General features: G+C 68.3%; 14 protein-coding genes and 1 pseudogene. 6 read left to right on the top strand and 9 right to left on the bottom strand.

What is annotated here, in order from left to right; translation table 11 throughout:
• Positions 1-11 precede the first annotated feature (11 nt).
• Positions 12-833: a DeoR/GlpR family DNA-binding transcription regulator gene (locus ACIA49_RS02135; RefSeq protein ID WP_391543109.1), complete on the bottom strand. Its 822-nt coding sequence runs from the start codon at positions 831-833 to the stop codon at positions 12-14.
• Between the two features lie 219 nt (positions 834-1,052).
• On the opposite strand from ACIA49_RS02135, the gene ACIA49_RS02130 reads away from it, so the two are divergent.
• The 6 genes from ACIA49_RS02130 to ACIA49_RS02105 are packed head-to-tail and all read left to right on the top strand — an operon-like array spanning position 1,053 to position 7,495.
• Positions 1,053-2,090: an autoinducer 2 ABC transporter substrate-binding protein gene (locus ACIA49_RS02130; RefSeq protein WP_396375238.1), complete on the top strand. Its 1,038-nt coding sequence runs from the start codon at positions 1,053-1,055 to the stop codon at positions 2,088-2,090.
• Between the two features lie 10 nt (positions 2,091-2,100).
• Complete coding sequence (locus tag ACIA49_RS02125) at positions 2,101-3,585, top strand: sugar ABC transporter ATP-binding protein (RefSeq protein ID WP_396375237.1); 1,485 nt, start codon at positions 2,101-2,103, stop codon at positions 3,583-3,585.
• Complete coding sequence (locus ACIA49_RS02120; protein ID WP_396375236.1) at positions 3,582-4,601, top strand: ABC transporter permease; 1,020 nt, start codon at positions 3,582-3,584, stop codon at positions 4,599-4,601. Before ACIA49_RS02125 ends, ACIA49_RS02120 begins: the two co-directional genes overlap by 4 nt.
• Positions 4,594-5,589: an ABC transporter permease gene (locus ACIA49_RS02115; protein WP_396375235.1), complete on the top strand. Its 996-nt coding sequence runs from the start codon at positions 4,594-4,596 to the stop codon at positions 5,587-5,589. Before ACIA49_RS02120 ends, ACIA49_RS02115 begins: the two co-directional genes overlap by 8 nt.
• Positions 5,586-7,082 (top strand): FGGY-family carbohydrate kinase, encoded by a 1,497-nt coding sequence (locus ACIA49_RS02110; RefSeq protein ID WP_396375234.1) that lies wholly within the window; start codon positions 5,586-5,588, stop codon positions 7,080-7,082. The genes ACIA49_RS02115 and ACIA49_RS02110 overlap by 4 nt, the downstream gene beginning before the upstream one ends.
• A gap of 2 nt (positions 7,083-7,084) precedes the next feature.
• On the top strand, positions 7,085-7,495 hold the full coding sequence (locus ACIA49_RS02105) for a hypothetical protein (protein WP_396375233.1): 411 nt from the start codon (positions 7,085-7,087) through the stop codon (positions 7,493-7,495).
• On the opposite strand, the gene ACIA49_RS02100 is transcribed toward ACIA49_RS02105, so the two are convergent.
• The 8 genes and pseudogenes from ACIA49_RS02100 to ispH form a co-directional block, all read right to left on the bottom strand.
• Positions 7,488-8,216, bottom strand: coding sequence for an SDR family NAD(P)-dependent oxidoreductase (locus tag ACIA49_RS02100; protein ID WP_396375232.1), 729 nt, complete (start codon positions 8,214-8,216; stop codon positions 7,488-7,490). The genes ACIA49_RS02105 and ACIA49_RS02100 overlap by 8 nt on opposite strands.
• A 229-nt stretch (positions 8,217-8,445) precedes the next feature.
• The gene (locus ACIA49_RS02095) at positions 8,446-8,634 is read right to left on the bottom strand and encodes an antitoxin (protein WP_391543101.1); all 189 of its coding nucleotides are present in this window, start codon (positions 8,632-8,634) and stop codon (positions 8,446-8,448) included.
• Positions 8,635-8,714: 80 nt separating this feature from the next.
• Positions 8,715-9,467: an isocitrate lyase/phosphoenolpyruvate mutase family protein gene (locus ACIA49_RS02090; protein ID WP_396375231.1), complete on the bottom strand. Its 753-nt coding sequence runs from the start codon at positions 9,465-9,467 to the stop codon at positions 8,715-8,717.
• Positions 9,460-10,428 (bottom strand): annotated as a pseudogene (locus ACIA49_RS02085) (sigma-70 family RNA polymerase sigma factor); the annotation flags it as partial. The gene ACIA49_RS02090 and the pseudogene ACIA49_RS02085, both read right to left, overlap by 8 nt.
• 76 nt (positions 10,429-10,504) lie before the next feature.
• Positions 10,505-13,024, bottom strand: coding sequence for a LuxR C-terminal-related transcriptional regulator (locus ACIA49_RS02080; protein WP_396375230.1), 2,520 nt, complete (start codon positions 13,022-13,024; stop codon positions 10,505-10,507).
• Positions 13,021-14,271, bottom strand: a complete 1,251-nt coding sequence (locus tag ACIA49_RS02075) for a DUF6923 family protein (protein ID WP_396375229.1) — start codon at positions 14,269-14,271, stop codon at positions 13,021-13,023. Before ACIA49_RS02075 ends, ACIA49_RS02080 begins: the two co-directional genes overlap by 4 nt.
• Positions 14,264-15,031, bottom strand: a complete 768-nt coding sequence (locus ACIA49_RS02070; protein ID WP_396375228.1) for a hypothetical protein — start codon at positions 15,029-15,031, stop codon at positions 14,264-14,266. The genes ACIA49_RS02075 and ACIA49_RS02070 overlap by 8 nt, the downstream gene beginning before the upstream one ends.
• Entirely contained in the window at positions 15,028-15,963 is a 936-nt protein-coding gene (ispH, locus tag ACIA49_RS02065; protein ID WP_396375227.1) for a 4-hydroxy-3-methylbut-2-enyl diphosphate reductase, read from the bottom strand. Before ispH ends, ACIA49_RS02070 begins: the two co-directional genes overlap by 4 nt.
• Positions 15,964-15,967: the final 4 nt, after the last annotated feature.

Genomic DNA, 15,967 nt, shown 5'->3' with positions numbered 1-15,967 from the left:
AAATGGGGTGGTTAGAGGCGGCGGGGGGCGTGGTAGGTGGGGGGTTGTTCGGTGCGCCAGTCGTCAGTGGGGTCGAGGGAGGCGCGGACGATGCGGCCGGCGAAGGCGGGGAGTTCGGCGTCGGTGAGGCGGTCGTCGGTGATGACGAGGTCCAGTTCGGAGGCTTCGGCGATGAAGCCGACGCAGCGGGCGCCGAAGGCTTGGGAGCGGGCCAGGCCGACGCGGCGGTCGCCGGCCGACAGCAGGGCGCGGGCGGTGGAGACGTGCCAGGTGTGGGAGCTGGTGATGCCGGCGAAGGGGTGGATGCCGTCGACCTCGAGGAAGACCCAGTCGGCTTGCTGGGCGGCGAGGAACTCGGCGGTGGCGGCGCCGGAGACGACTGTGGAGCCGGGGGCGTCGCGGAGTTCGCCGCCGGCGATGACGACGCGGATGTTGGGCTGGCGGCTGAGGCGTTCGGCGGACTGCAGGTCCGTGGTCACGACGGTGAGGTCCTCGACGTCGAACAGGGTGCCGACCAGGCGGTCGATGCAGACGCCGGCGCCGAGGGCGATCCGGTCGCCGTTGCGGACCATCCTGCGGGCGGTGTGCGCGATCGCGTCGACGCCGCTGTCGGGCGTCGTACTGAAGGCGACCGGCGGGCTCTCGACGGTACGGCGCCGGACGCCGCCGTGCAGGCGTTCGACCAGGTCGTCGCGGACGAGTCCTTGGAGGTCACGGCGGATCGTCGAGACGTCGACGTCGAGCCGGTGCGCGAGGTCCTTGACCTCGACGTACTCGCGGCCCTCGACCTCACGGAGAATCGCACGCTGACGCGCGTTCAGCCGTAACCGCATCGGTCGCCTCCCTCCGGCCTTCGAATAGTGCTCGACTGTAAACCATCGGTCACCAGGCCGTAAGGTCGCAACTGCCCGGAATCGGGTCGTCACTCACCATTGACATAGACCGGAACCAGCCGCCAGAGTGAGGCGCACTGCACGAATTCGTGCAAGCAAACGTGCGAAAACGTGCACCATACAAACGCTGGTTTGCCGAACCATTCGAAGGAGTTTCGCATGCTCAGGCCGTCACTGCTAGTGCCCGGCGCTGTACTGATCGCGATGCTTGCCGGGTGCGGGACGGTGGACCAGGGCAGTACGGCGCCGCCCGCCGGAAACCCCTCCTCCTCATCCAGTGCGGGCGGCGCCTATATCAATGTGGTCAAGCTGACCGGCATCGCCTGGTTCGACCGCATGAACGCCGGCGTCAAGCAGTTCGCGACCACCGCCAAGGTGACCGCCACCCAGACCGGTCCCTCGACCAACAGCCCCGAGCAGCAGGTCAGCCTGATCCAGGGCCTGATCGCGCAGAAGCCCGCGGCGCTGGCGATCGTGCCGTCGGACCCGAGTTCGGTGATCCCGGTGATCAAGCAGGCGCGGGCGGCCGGGATCAAGGTGGTCACCCACGAGGCGCCGGCCCTGACCGATGTCGACGCGGACATCGAGGCGTTCGACAACGCCAAGTACGGGCAGAAGATCATGACCGACATGGCCGCCTGCATGAAGGGCACGGGCGAGTACGTCCAGTTCGTCGGCACGCTGACCGCCGCGACCCACATGGCCTGGACCCAGGCGGCGTACGAGCTGCAGCAGCAGAAGTTCCCCGGCATGAAGCGGGTGAGCGCTCCGGTCGAGTCGAACAACAACGGCGACCAGGCGTACCGCAAGGCCAAGGAACTGCTCCAGGCACACCCGAAGCTGGCCGGCTTCCAGGGCGCGTCGTCGGAGGACATTCCGGGCATCGCCCGGGCGGTCAAGGAGGCCGGACTGCAGAACGAGACCTGCGTCTTCGGCACCGGCGTCCCGTCGCAGACCAAGGCGTTCGTCGACGACGGCTCGATCGACGCGATCTACCTGTGGGACCCAGAGTTGGCCGGCGAGGCGATGCTGAGTGCCGCGAAGCTGATTGTCGACGGCAAGCAACTCGCCGACGGCACCAACCTGGGCGTGAAGGGTTACGAGAAGCTCGCGGTCTCGCCACAGAACCCCAAGGTGTTCCTCGGAGACGCCATGCTGGTGCTGACCAGGGCCGAGATCGGCAACTACGACTTCTGAACGGGTTCCGATGCCAGCTCCCATCGTCGAAGCGGTCGGCGTCTCCAAGCGCTTCGGAGGCGTCCAGGCCCTGACGGACGTCAGCGTGACGTTCGGTCCCGGCGAAGTGCACTGCATCGTGGGTGAGAACGGCTGTGGCAAGTCCACGCTGCTGAAGGTGATCAGCGGCGCCCACCGCCCGACCTCCGGCCAGGTCGTGATTGCCGGTACGGCGTACGACCACCTCACGCCGCGGCAGGCGCTCTCGGCCGGGATCGAGGTCATCTACCAGGACTTCAGCCTGATGCCGAACCTCACCGCCGCCGAGAACATCGCGCTGCCCGGATCCGTGGCCGGTGGCCGGCGCCTCTATTCCCGTACGGCGGCCCGCACTCTGGCGGAGCGGGCCGTCGTACGGCTCGGTGTGGAGATCGAGCTGGACATCCCGGTCGGCGAACTGACTGTCGCCGAGCGGCAGCTGACCGCGATCGCGCGGGCGCTCGCGCACGAGGCGAAGTTCATCGCGATGGACGAACCGACGACCGCGCTCACCTGGAAGGAGGTCGACGCGCTGTTCGCGGCGGTCGGCCGGCTCAAGGAGGCCGGGGTAGCACTCGCGTTCATCTCGCACAAGATGCAGGAGATCTTCTCGATCGCCGAGCGGGTCACCGTCCTGCGCAACGGCGCGGTCGTGACGAGCGGCCGGCCGGACGAGTTCACCCACGCGTCGCTGGCCGAGACGATGACCGGTCGCGGCAGTCAGAGCTTCGATCGGGTCGCGCCCCGGAACAAGGGCCGCGCGCCCGCCCTCAAGGTGAAGGGCCTCGGCCGTGAGCCGCTGTTCGCCGATGTCGACCTGGAGATCGGCCGCGGCGAGATCGTCGGCCTGGCCGGGCTGCTGGGCTCCGGGCGGACCGAGATCGCCGAAGCCATCTGTGGGGTGAAGCCGGCGCAGACCGGCACGATCGAGGTGCTCGGCAGACCGGTCGAGATCAAGGCGCTCGGCGATGCGGTGAAGGCCGGCATCGGGTACGTGCCCGAGGACCGGCTGACCCAGGGCCTGTTCCTCGACCAGCCGATCGGCGACAACATCGTCGCGACGCACCTGCCGGCCCGGCGCGGCTTCCTTCGGTCCCAAGCGATCGAGCGGCGCAAGACCCAGGTGGTCCGCGATCTGCGGATCAAACTCGGCAAGCTGACCGACCCGGTCCGCTCGCTCTCCGGCGGGAACGCGCAGCGCGTGCTGCTCGGCAAGTGGCTCGTCGGCGAGCCGAAGGTGCTGATCCTGAACGGACCGACGGTGGGGGTCGATGTCGGTAGCAAGTTCGACATCCTCGGTGTCCTCAATGCCCAGTCCCTGCAGGGTCTCGGCGTGCTGATCATCAGCGACGACGTCCCCGAGCTGATCTCGATGTGCCATCGGATCCTGGTCGTCCGCAGCGGCCGGATCGTCCGCGAACTCACCGGCGATCAGCTCCGCGAGGACACCGTGGTCGAAGCGGTGACAGCCTCATGAAGCGGCTGATCAAGAACCAGGAGCTGTTGCTGGTCGGCCTGATGGCTCTGCTGATCCTCGCGGTCAGCCTCAAGTTCCCGGACTTCTTCGGCCTGCAGACGCTCTTCAACGTCCTCACCGCCTCGATGGTCGGCATCCTCTTCGCGGTCGGCGTCATGCTGGTCGTGGTCTCCGGCGGTATCGACGTCTCGTTCCTTGCCGTCGGCATCCTTTCGGCCTACGCCACCGTCAAGTGGGGCCCGCAAGGCGACGGTGCACTCGGTGCCGTGCCGTCCTTCGCCATCAGTACGGCGATCGGCCTCGGTCTCGGCCTGATCAACGCGGCCGTCGTCATCGTGGCCCGGACGTCGGTCCTGATCGCGACCCTGGCCACCAGCTCGATCTACCTCGGCGCGATGTTCGCGTTCGTCGGCGGCGAGGTCATCTCGTCGCTGCCGCAGCCCCTGCAGACGCTCGGCACGACGCACCTCATCACCGTCAAGGGAGCGGTCCGCGGCACCACCAGCCTCAACGTACTGATCCTGGTCGTCCTCGTGGTCTGCGTGCTGGTCTGGGCGTTCCTGCGCTTCACGATCGCCGGCCGGAGCGTGTTCGCGGTCGGCGGCGACGCCGAGGCAGCCTCGCGCGCCGCGATCTCGGTACCACGGACCCGCGTGCTGGTCTTCGCGATCGCCGGTGCGGTCGCCGGTCTGGCGGGGATCATCTCGGTCACTCTGAGCGGACGCGCGGATCCGACGACCTTCATGGGCCGCGAGCTCGACACCCTGGCAGCGGTAGTGCTCGGCGGCGTCGCGATCGCCGGTGGCAAAGGCACAGTGCGAGGCGCGGTGCTCGGCGTACTGCTGATCTCGCTGGTGACGGCGTCGCTGGTGCCCCTCGGAATCCCGACGATCTGGCAGCGTGCAGCGGTTGGTGCGTTGCTGATCGGCGGCATCCTGCTGCAGACCACGATCAGCCGCCGGCAACGGATCCGGCCGATCCTGGACGCGCCCGCGCCGGAGGTGACGAATGCCTGAGCGCTTCCGCAGGCTGCTGCTCACCATGGGCACGCGCGCGAGCTTCATCCGGCTCCTGGTCGTGGCGGTCGCGATCGTCGTCGTCTTCGGCATCCTGAAGCCGCCCGTCTTCCTGAGCGGTCAGAACCTCCAGTACGTCGAATTGGCGTCGCCCGAGGTGGGGATCCTCAGCCTGGCGATGGCGCTGACCATGCTGACCGCCGGAATCGACCTGTCCGTGGTGTCGATCGCGAACCTGTCCGGTGTCGTGGCTGCGTTGATCATGACCAACGGCCACCAGTCGCCCGGTCTGGCCATGCTGGCTGCTCTCGGTGTCGCACTGGCTTGTGGCGCGGTCAACGGGCTGCTGGTCGGCTACAAGCACGTACCGCCGATCCTGGCGACTCTGGCGACCGGACAGCTGTTCTCAGGACTCGCACTGGTCGCGTCCGGTGGGACTGTCGTCAAGGGACTGCCGGAGTCCTTCACACGACTTGCGTTGCTCACGGTCGCCGGTATCCCGCTGATCTTCTGGGTCATGCTGATCGTGGCCGTCATCATCGGCGTGGTGGTCGCCAAGACTCCACTGGGCTTCCGGATGCGCCTGGTCGGTGCCAATCCGACCGCTGCCGACTTCAGTGGCATCCGGAGAGCCCGAGTGCTGCTCGCGACGTACGTGATGAGCGGTGCGCTCGGTGGTGTGGCCGGTCTGATTATCTCCGCGCGAGCAGGTGGCGCGAACTCGGACTACGGCTCGTCCTACGTGCTGCTGGCCGTAGTGATCGCCGTACTGGCTGGCGTGGATCCGGAAGGCGGCTACCTCACTGTGGCCGGTGTGGTGATCGCAGCGATCGCCATGCAGTTGCTGGGCGCCGGACTGCTGTCCTTGAGCGTCAGTTCGCACGTGGTGAACATCTGCCAAGGCTTGTTGCTAGTGACCATGGTGTTGCTGAACACCTGGGGAACTGCCTTGTCCGGCCTCCTCCCACGCCGGAGAGTGACCGCATGAGCCACCTCATAGGCGTGGACATCGGCACGGCCAGTACCAAGGCCGTGCTGACCACTCCGGACGGCATGCTCATCGGCACAGCCAGGAGGGACCACGCGCCGACGTTCCCGCAGCCCGGCTGGGCCGAGATGGACGCCGAGCGGGACTGGTGGGGTGATGTGGTCGAGGTGCTGCGCGAGCTCACCACGGCCCACCCGGACAAGCGCATCGCCGCCGTCTGCGTCTCCGGTCTCGGACCGTGCGTCGTACAGACCGACGACGACCTCAAGCCGCGGCGCGAAGCCATCCTGTACGGCGTTGACACCCGCGCGACCGTGGAGATCGACGAGATCACCGGCCGGCTCGGCGCGGACGCGATCCTGGCCCGCTGTGGCAAGGACCTGTCCAGTCAGGCGATCGGTCCGAAGCTGGCATGGTTGCGGCGGGCCGCCGGAGCCGACTGGCGTCCCACGGACCGATGGTTCAGCGCTCACACGTACGTCATTGCGCAGCTGACCGGTGAGTGGGTGCTCGACCATCACACCGCCAGCCAGTGCGACCCGTTCTACGACATCCAGAAGCAGCAGTGGGCGACCGACTGGGTGGAAGCGGTTCTCCCCGGTCTGGCGTTGCCGAGACTCGTGTGGCCGGCTGAGCAGGTCGGCATCGTGCACGAGGCGGCTGCGACAGCGACTGGCCTGGCCAAGGGCACTCCGGTGGTTGCCGGCACTGTGGACGCGTGGGCAGAGGCCTTCAGCGTCGGTGTCCGCAAGCCGGGCGATCTGATGCTGATGTACGGCTCGACGATGTTCTTCGTCCAGGTGCTGACCACACCAACCAGTGTGCGCGGCCTCTGGACCACCTCCGGTGTCGAGCGAGCCTCACACACCTTGGCTGCCGGTATGGCGACCTCCGGCATCATCACAACCTGGTTGCAGGACCTGACCGGGGGAGTGCCGTTCGAGACGTTGGTGAGCGAGGCAGCGGCGGTCCCGGCCGGTAGCGAAGGGCTGGTGATGCTGCCGTACTTCAGTGGCGAGCGGACGCCCATCTACGACCCGCTGGCGCGCGGTGTGATCGCCGGACTGACGCTACGACACGGACGCGGCCACTTGCTGCGTGCGACGTACGAAGGCATTGCCTGTGGGGTTCGGCAGATCGTGGCCGAGTTCGAAGCCGCAGCCGGTCAGCCGGCACGAGTGGTGGCGGTTGGTGGTGGCACCCAAGGCGGTCTGTGGACGCAGATCGTCAGTGATGTGAGCGGTCTGGAACAGCAAGTACCGAAGCAAACGATCGGAGCGGCGTACGGCGATGCGCTGCTGGCCGCGATCGGGATCGGACTGGTCGCACCGGAGACCGATTGGGCGGAGCTTGATCACACCGTCCACCCGGATCCGGAGACCGCCGGTACCTACGCGACGTTGTTCCGCACCTACGCCGAGCTGTATCCGGCGACACGACGGCAAGTGCACCGGCTGGCCCGGTCGGTGCAATCACCTGACGGGGGTCAGTGACGATGATGATCAGTCGGCCGATGCCACTCGCTCTCGGCTACGTGCAGCGGCGGTGCTCACTGCGCCACTTCGAGATCGGCACCGAACAACAGCTGCTCGCGGAGGCAGCCCGGACCCAGGGACACATCCTCGGTACCGTGCACGTCGACGACGCCCTGACCGATCCGGACGGGTTCGCCGTACTGTTGCAGAAGGCAACGATTGAGGAGCACGTCTCGGCCGTGATCGTGCCGACCCTGGACATCCTCGGTGATCCGGACGATCCGCGCTCGAAGTTCGGTCAGTTGCTCGCGCACGGGATTCTGGCGCTGTCGGCCGACCGTCCCGTCGTACCACCGCAACCGCAGTCGGTCCCCGGCGTTCCGGTGATCCAGGGCTGCAACCCCAAGCGGCGTCGCAGCCGGGTCAACTGAAGTCACGGACGTGCAGGACGCTGCCGTTCGGCAGGTCCCGGTCCAGGAGCGACCAGATGATGCGGGCGACGTTCTCCGGCTTGGCCAGTTGACCGTCCGCCTCGAGTTGTCGGAACCGGTGCGCGTCAGGCACCGAGCTGGCCCGGAGCTCGGCCTGCATTTCGGTGTCGACCGCACCCGGTGACACCGAGATCACCCGGCAGCCAGGGGCACGCCGTTCCTGCTCGAGTCCGACCGTGCGAACCCATTGATCGATCGCGGCCTTGCCGGCGCCATAGCTCGACTCACCCTCGTGCGGGTTCTGCGCAGCACCGGACGAGATCACGATCAGGTGCTTGTCGTACGAGGCTCGCGCCACCGCGGTGAGGAACGCATGGCCCAGTACCTGTGCCGCGGCGGAGTTGAGCAGAACATTGCGGGTGTACGGCTCGGCCTCCACCAGGTCCGCGGATCCCAACGGCGTCAGCGTCGCAGCGCTGTGGATGAACACCACAGTGTCACCACGGAAATCACTCAGCCGCTGATCGAAGTCAGCGGCCACCACCTGCCAGGACGCAGGATCCGCCAGGTCCGCCGCCACATGAGCAGCTCCCGGCACGCCCCCACGCCGCGAGATGTCCACCATTTCCACGTCTTCGAACGGGATCGTCGCCGCAAGTGCGGCGCCCAGCCCGGCCGAGGCCCCCGAGATCCACACCAGCGCACGGCACAGCCGACTCATCAGCAAGTTCCCCCCTGCATCAGATAGTGGTTCGTAGCGTACGTCGCGAACCACGGGGAGCGAACCCGCCGGGCAATAGTTCCTGGTGGTACAAACGATCGATCCGTCAACCACCGTCTACAGCCGGTGAACTATGCCGTCCAGTACGCCGGACAGCGTCGGGCCGGTGACCGCCTGAAACTGCGCCGCCCGGTCACCGCCAAGAGCTGGCGGTGACCGGGCGTACGGCTCAGCTGTTCTGGTCGTCGCCGCCGAGGCCGCTCAGGCGGTCCTTGGCGAACTCCTGGCCCTTGTCGATCTGGTCGGCGTGCTCGCCACCGGTCTTCTCGTCGGCGAAATCACCGGCCTTCTCGATGCCCTCGTCAACCTTGTCGCCGTGCTCGCCGAGGGCGTCCTTGGCCTTGTCGAAAATACCCATCGTCTTTCCCCGTTCTCTCGATGGTTGCTTCGTCCTACCTATCGGGCGGTACCCCGGCTGCGGAATCCCACACGCACCAATTACCCGGCAAACGGATTCCGGTCTGCCGTGAGCGCGCCGAGAGTGCTGGACAGGCGTCCGTACAGGGTCCGCTGGAGCATCGGGCCGAAGGTGATCCGGGCGGCGCCGCGGGCTGCATAGTCGGCTAACGAGTGTGCGCCCTGGCCGTAGGCAACGTTCACCGGACCGGGTGTCTCGGTGACGAGATCGCCGAGCCGGTCGAGGTCTCCGAGACCGAGCGGGTAGACGCAGTCCGCACCGGCCTCCAGATAGGCGGCGGCGCGTTTGATCGCCCCGGTGAACTGTTCGTCAGTGGTACCTGCCTGGCGCAGGAAGACATCGATCCGGGCATTGATCACCAAGGTGTCGCCGGCCGCGGCGCGGACCGCGGCCAGGAACTCGGCCTGCTCGCCCGGGTCGATCATGGTGCCGCCGGCCGGATCCGAGTCCTCCAGGTTGACGCCGGCCACGCCGATCGCGGCCAGCCGGTCGACGAGCTCGGCCGGCGAAAGCCGATAACCACGCTCGAAGTCCACAGTGACCGGTACGGCGACCGATCGCACGATCCGCGCTGTGGCGGCCAGCACCTCGTCGACGGGTGCCTGCTCGCCGTCGTCGTACCCGAGGACGGCCGCGGTCGCGACACTGCTCGTCGCCACGCCCGCGAACCCGGCCGACTCCATCATCCGGGCCGAGGCCGCGTCCCACGCGTTGGGCAGCACGACCGGCGTACCGGGCACGTGCAGTGCTCGCAAGGTAGTTGCCTTAGACATCTTTGTGTTCACTCCTAGCCAGGGTCAAGGGGAGTCCGAAGGCCGGGAACAGCCCAGGACTGTGGAAGGCCAGGACCGCGCTGATCCCGGCCGGGACGAGTGTCAGGACCTTGATCGAGTGCGCGTGGAAGGACGCATCCGCGCCGCGGATGTAGAGCCCGAACGCCGGTTGCCCGTTCGCCGCGGTCTCCACCAGCACCCGCCGGCCGGGACCGGACTGCAGCTTGCTGTCGAGCAACCCCAGTACGGCGTCCCGCCCGCTGAACCAGTCCGGGATCGGCGGCATCTCCCACCGGGCGTCCGCCGTGAAAAGTCCTTCCAGCGCGGCGAGATCCTTGCTCTCCATGGCGGTTGAGAATCGATCGAGGAGGGCACGGCGGGCCGGCTCGTCCGGTTCGCTGAGGTCGTCCTCGACCGGGCGGATCCGCGCCAGCTCGGCCCGGGCTCGTTGTAGCGAGCTGTTGACCGCCGCAGTCGTCGTACCGAGTGTCGCGGCGACCTCGGCGGCCGGCCAGGTCAGGACCTCACGCAGAATCAGTACGGCGCGCTGCCGCGGGGCGAGGTGCTGCATCGCGGCCACCACGGCCAGCCGCAGGCTCTGCCGGTCGCCGACCACGGTCGCCGGATCGGTTCCGAGCATCAGGTCGGGGAGCGGTTCGAGCCAGCTCACCTCGAGTGCGGGCGGCCGCAGTTCGTCCGGGTCGGCCCCGGGCTGGCCGAGGGCGGAGGGGACGACGCGCCGGCTGCTGTGCTGCAACTGGTTGAGGCAGACGTTGGTCGCGATCCGGTACAGCCAGGTCCGGACCGACGACCGCTCCTCGAAGCCGGCCTGCCCGCGCCAGGCGCGCAGGTAGGTCTCCTGCAGCGCGTCCTCGGCGTCGTGCAGCGAGCCGAGCAGGCGGTAGCAGTGCGTGACGAGTTCGGCGCGATGCCGCGCGAACTCCTCCTCGATGTCCATCCGTTCCCTCCGGCTAGCGGTCCTTCACAGATATAGACCATCGCCGGAGGGAGAACTCATCGCTGCGATGAGAACGGATTTACAAGAGTGGCCCCAATGCCCGTCGGGACCTGACGCCGAGCTTGCGGAAGGTGCTGGTGATGTGGTCCTCGATCGTGCTGACGGACAGGTTCAGCTGGACGGCGATCTCCCGGTTGGTGAGACCCTGTGCGGCCAGCTGGGCCACTTCCAGCTCCCGTGGTGAGAGCTTGTTGTTGTAACCGCGCCGCCCACGCTTCCGCGGTGCCGCGTGGCCCGCAGCCCGCAGGGCATCCCGACAGCGCTCACCGTCTCCACGCGCCCCGAGAGCGTCGTACTGGCGCGCGATGGTGGTGAGATGCTCGGCGTCGCCCTGGGCGAGCAGGTAGCGGCCGAGCTGCTCCTGCGCCAGGCACTCGTAGTACCGCCAGCCCAAAGCGGCGTACTGCGCGGCTGCCTGCTGGAACGCGGCCACGGACGGCCGCGCGACCGCATCGACCAGCGCGGCCGCCGCTGCGGCCGCGGGTGCGTTGACATCGCCGACCGCCTCGGCGAATTCGTCGGCCAACTGCGTCGCGTCCTCAACCCGGTCGGCCCGCATCAACGCCGTACAGACCTGAATGACCAGATCGGCGGACGTCGCCCACAACCCCTTCCGCCGTACGACGTCCAGGCAGTGATCGTGGACCGCATCGGGGCAGGCGGCAACGGCGGCCGCGTGCAATGGCAACGGTCCCAGGGATGTTCGGGTGATCACGGTCTCCAGCAACCCCTTGCCGGTGGCAACATCGCCGCGAGCCAATCGATGCCGGCCGTCGATCAGGTCGAGCTCTGCCAGCACCAGTGACAGACCTTCGGCCGCGATCCGGGCCCGCGCCAACCGCTCCTCGAGTGTCGCCCAATCGGCCGCGGCGAAGGCCACCCGCACCTGAGCGGCCGCCACCACCGCACGCGAGTAGCGATCCGGTCCCACGTCCGCAAACGTCTGCCGCTGCCCGAGCCAGGCCCGCGCACCAGCGGCCTCGGCACCGGGCGCCGGGTCGAGCTCACCCGTCGCCAGCCGGAACCGGGCCTCATTCGTCCGTACGGCGCAGCGCGTCGGACCGTCGACCGTCTCCTGCACGAGTGACCGGGCCTGCCGCAGCCACACTCGCTGCTGAGTGATCGGCTCCCCACCGTGGGTCGGCACCGCCAAGGCCGACAACGCCCACGCGATCGACCCCGGATCGCCATCCAGCTCGGACACGGCCGCGCACAACTCGCGACGCCCCGATCGGATGTCCCCGGCCCGATCGTGCAACAGCAACCCAAGGACCAGCCGCAGCCGGCCACGCGTCACTCCGGCAATGTCGGACTCAGCCAGCACCCCACCTAGTACGGCGATCACGTCGCCCCACCGATTGCTGTCGACCAGCGTGGTCCGGCCGAGTTTGGTCGCGATCCGGGCCCGGTCCGTCCACGGCAAGGCGCTTACCTGCAACATCGCGGTGAGCTGATCGGCCGCGGCCATGAGGTTGCCGGCAGCAACCAAATGGTCCGCGGCCAGCTCGGCGTGCGTCAGCCAGGTACCGAGCAGGCCACCCCTCCGGGCATGCTCGGCGATCCGTGCGTGCGGTGGTGGCGTGATCGCCATCAACGCCCGGGCAGCCTGCCGGTGCAACCGCCGCAACTCGTCCGGCGGCAACATCGCCAGCACCGCACGTCGAGCCAGCGTGTGCCGGTGATCGTAAAGCCCCGGACGCTGCTCATGCAGCAGACCGGTCGTCAGCGCATGGTCGATCGCCGCCGTCAACGTCGGTCCGGTCAGCCCGGCCACGGTTCCCAGCAGATACTCCGGAGCAGCGGTCGTCAGCACGGCCGCCGCCCGAACGACATGTCGACATGACTCCGGTACTTCGCGCATCCGGATCCCCAACGAGGCCCGCAACGCGACCGGCGGCGGCGTCTCGACCAACGCCCGCCGTACGTCGCGCTCGACGGCCGAACCAGGCTTGATGGTCCGCAGAAACTCCAGCACGGCAAAGGGCAATCCGCCACTGTGCCGAGTCAGCTCCTCGGCCAGCGCGGGCGACAACACATGCCCGTCCAGCTGATTCGCAGCTACGGCTTGCACCTCGCCGGCATCGAGCGGGCCGAGGCGCACCTCGGTGATCCGCTCGGCAAGGAAGCCCCGCTCCGTCGCCTCCGGACGGCACGTCACCACGAGGTGCACTCCGGACGGAATGCGTGCCGCGATGAAGCGCACCAGCCGCAGGGTCTCCGGATCGGCCCACTGCAAGTCCTCGATGGCGAGCACGATCGGTCCGAGTCGCTCCAGCCCGCGCAGAACCGCAGCTCGCCGATCGGCCTCCGCCGCGTCGACCCCGAGCACCTCGAGCAGGGCGTCGAGGGACGACGTACCGGCGAGGCATTGCGTGATGAACCACGGCACCGAGTGTTGTGAGGCCACCTGCCGCAGCAGATGGGTCTTGCCCACTCCGGATTCGCCGATCACCAGGATCAGCCCGGCGTCCTTGCCCAGGGCATCGTGCAGAACCTCGAGTTCATGATCGCGTCGTGCTTCGACGCAGGGCGCGTTCATGAGCGCCGCATTCGCCGCTGGGCAGCCATCGCTGCGGCACCGGTGAAGATCAGTACGACCGTCGCCAACGACCAGCGCCGCAGAACCTGCACGGTGTTGTGCGGTGTTTCCGGCTTGGCCGCCGCCTGCTGCGCGGCGACGAACTCCCTCGGCGGTGCGGGCGGACGCGGCGTTGGAGTCGGTGTCGGCGTCGGGCTGGGCGGTGGCGCAGGCACCTCCAACTGCGGCTCAGCCGAAGGCGTGGGAGTTGGCGTTGGGGTTGGTGTCGGCGTGGGAGTCGGCGTGCGGGTAGGTGTAGGAGTCGGCCGCGGCGGCGCCGGGACGGTAGCCGTCGGAGTAGGTGTCGGACGCGGCGTCGGTGTCGGCGTTGGCCGAGGCGGCCGCGGGGTTGGAGTGGGAGTCGGCGGGGGTGGCGGTGGCGCGACGCGCGGCAGACATCCCGCCGCCTCGCTGAACGCCAACGACCGCCACGACGCGATCTGCGTCGAGGACCCGTCGAACCCGATCCGGAACACCTGGCTCGTCCGGCCATGCCCGGTGTGGACGGCGTACACCCCCGACGCCCCCACCACCACCGAGCTGTACGAGTCCTGCCAGGGAATCCCCGGCACCGAGGCGACCACCCGCACGGCGCCACTCACCGGGTCGAGGCTCACCAGTTTCGCGACATGCCCGGCGGTCGAGACGCCGTACAGCGTCCCGCTCACCGGTGAGGCCCCGAAGTCGTCCACAGTCAATCCCAACGTCACGGGTTTCAGCCGCACGTCGCCCACCACCTTCCGGTACGTCGGACTCTCCGGATCGAGGTCGATCGTGAAGAGCCGATGCACATCCCGCACGTAGAACTTTGTTCCCCGGACCGCGCCACCGACAGGGTCCGCGAGGCCACCGACCCCACGCCGTACCTCACCCAGATCGGTGACCGCACCCCGGCTGTTGATCGTCAGCAGCCGCGGCCGACGCAGTAGCCATCCCTTCCGGTCGCGGGTCGCGACGCCGTACACAAGTCCTTGCCTGGTGGAGAATCCGGCCGCCTGGACCTGGTAGTCCAGCCGGCCGAGGTCGGTCGACGTCCCGGCCGGCAGGTCGACCCGGACCAGCCGGGACAGCGAGGTGTACCCGGTCGACTGGAAGTCGAAGAACGAGCAGTCGGTCGCCGCCTCGGAGGGAGCGGCCAGGACGACCACCCCGGCCGCGGTGGCTGCCACCACCGCGGCACAGGCGAGCGCTCGACGAGCCTCACCCACTGTCGCCCAAACGCTGGAGCGCGGACAGGAACGCATCCGGGCCGACATTCGCACCGCCGCTGAACGGGTTCTGCAGCTGGTAGATCGCGAACAGCAGCAACCCGATCGCCCCGGCCAGCATCGACACGATGAACGCGTACGAGTACAGCCCCGGCCCGCCGAACATGAACATCAGCGCGACCGACATCACGCTGCCGATCATGATCGCGAACCAGACCACGGAGCTGACCCCGCTACCGCTGGAGTTCAGCCGATCCTGCCGGGCCTCGTAGACGGCCCAGACCTGGGTGGCAGCCTCGGCCCGGCTGTCCTCCTGCCGCTGCGTGGTGGTCTTGGCCTGCTCCACCGTGCGTTGCAGCTCGGACAGCAGCGTCCAGCCCTGCCCACTGACCTCGCGACCGTCCTGCATCGCCGGCCACTCGCGCTCGGCGACCTCGGTCGCGTACTCCTTGGTCAGCTTCTCGACCTGCGACCTGGCCGGTTCGGCCAGCGCGTTCCCCGACCAGCGCACGGCGACGAGTGCATTCGCCTCCGTGTACGTCGTCTTCTCGGCGGAATCCATTCCGTCGAACAACGAGATCAACACGAACGCGGCGATGACCACGTTGACGCCACCGACGATCGTGAAGACCTGGCCGGCCACCTCGTTGTTGGCCTCGCGCCCCTCCCGTTGCCGGGCCTTGCGCAGGACGACGGCCAGGATGCCGGTGACGATCATGATGCCGACAACCCACAGCACACCGCTCAGATACAGACTCATGCTGGCCTCACCGCCGGGGGTAGCGTGAACCGGACGGTCTCCCGGGTCACTTCGTGCTCGATGACCTGGACCGGACCCCAGGACGCGATCCGTTCGATCACCTCGTGCACCAGCTCCGGCGGTGCCGAGGCGCCCGCCGTCAGCCCGACGACGCGGACATCGTCGAACCACGCCAGCGGTACGTCGTCCGCCCGGTCCACCAGGTACGCCGTCGTGCCGTTCCGCTCGGCGAGCTCGACCAACCGGACCGAGTTCGACGAGTTGGCCGAGCCGACCACGAGGACGAGATCGGCCTCCTCGGCAATCACGCTCAACGCGGACTGCCGGTTGGTGGTCGCGTAACAGATGTCGGCCGTGTCCGGTCCGCGGGCACCGGGGAACTTGTTGCGTAGGGCATCGATCAGGGCGGTGGTCTCGTCCACGGCCAAGGTGGTCTGGGTCAGGTAGGAGACCCGGTTCGGATCGTCCACCTCCAGCGCCTCGACATCAGCCAGCGTTTCCACCAGTACGGTCTGCTGGGGTGCCTCGCCGAGTGTGCCCTCCACTTCCTCGTGACCGGCGTGCCCGATCAGGACCACGGTGTCGCCGCGAGCGGCGTACCGACGGGCCTCGAGATGCACCTTGGTGACGAGTGGGCAGGTGGCGTCCACCACGTCGAGTCCGCGCTGCGCGGCGTCCCGGCGGACCACCGGCGCAACCCCGTGTGCGGAGAAGACGACGGTGGCGCCGGCTGGCACCTCGTCGAGTTCGTCGACGAAGATCGCGCCACGTTGGCGAAGGTCGTCGACGACTCTGGTGTTGTGGACGATCTGTTTACGGACGTAGATCGGCCCGGACCGGGCCGCGAGTAGTCGTTCGACGATGTCGACGGCTCGTTCCACCCCGGCGCAGAACGACCGGGGTGCAGCGAGCAGGATGGTGCGTGTCGTCATCGGA

Source organism: Kribbella sp. NPDC051587, from assembly GCF_044453945.1.
Classification (GTDB): Bacteria; Actinomycetota; Actinomycetes; order Propionibacteriales; family Kribbellaceae; genus Kribbella.
Note: the sequence above shows the minus strand (reverse complement) of the source record. Positions and strands in the feature narration are given on the sequence as shown.

Coding starts and splice junctions, on each gene's coding strand:
- ACIA49_RS02115 (WP_396375235.1), top strand. CDS start 4,594: ATGCCTGAGCGCTTCCGCAGGCTGCTGCTCACCATGGGCACGCGCGCG.
- ACIA49_RS02105 (WP_396375233.1), top strand. CDS start 7,085: ATGATGATCAGTCGGCCGATGCCACTCGCTCTCGGCTACGTGCAGCGG.
- ACIA49_RS02090 (WP_396375231.1), bottom strand. CDS start 9,467: ATGTCTAAGGCAACTACCTTGCGAGCACTGCACGTGCCCGGTACGCCG.
- ACIA49_RS02095 (WP_391543101.1), bottom strand. CDS start 8,634: ATGGGTATTTTCGACAAGGCCAAGGACGCCCTCGGCGAGCACGGCGAC.
- ACIA49_RS02135 (WP_391543109.1), bottom strand. CDS start 833: ATGCGGTTACGGCTGAACGCGCGTCAGCGTGCGATTCTCCGTGAGGTC.
- ACIA49_RS02120 (WP_396375236.1), top strand. CDS start 3,582: ATGAAGCGGCTGATCAAGAACCAGGAGCTGTTGCTGGTCGGCCTGATG.
- ACIA49_RS02100 (WP_396375232.1), bottom strand. CDS start 8,216: ATGAGTCGGCTGTGCCGTGCGCTGGTGTGGATCTCGGGGGCCTCGGCC.
- ACIA49_RS02080 (WP_396375230.1), bottom strand. CDS start 13,024: ATGAACGCGCCCTGCGTCGAAGCACGACGCGATCATGAACTCGAGGTT.
- ACIA49_RS02110 (WP_396375234.1), top strand. CDS start 5,586: ATGAGCCACCTCATAGGCGTGGACATCGGCACGGCCAGTACCAAGGCC.
- ACIA49_RS02070 (WP_396375228.1), bottom strand. CDS start 15,031: ATGAGTCTGTATCTGAGCGGTGTGCTGTGGGTTGTCGGCATCATGATC.
- ACIA49_RS02125 (WP_396375237.1), top strand. CDS start 2,101: ATGCCAGCTCCCATCGTCGAAGCGGTCGGCGTCTCCAAGCGCTTCGGA.
- ispH (WP_396375227.1), bottom strand. CDS start 15,963: ATGACGACACGCACCATCCTGCTCGCTGCACCCCGGTCGTTCTGCGCC.
- ACIA49_RS02130 (WP_396375238.1), top strand. CDS start 1,053: ATGCTCAGGCCGTCACTGCTAGTGCCCGGCGCTGTACTGATCGCGATG.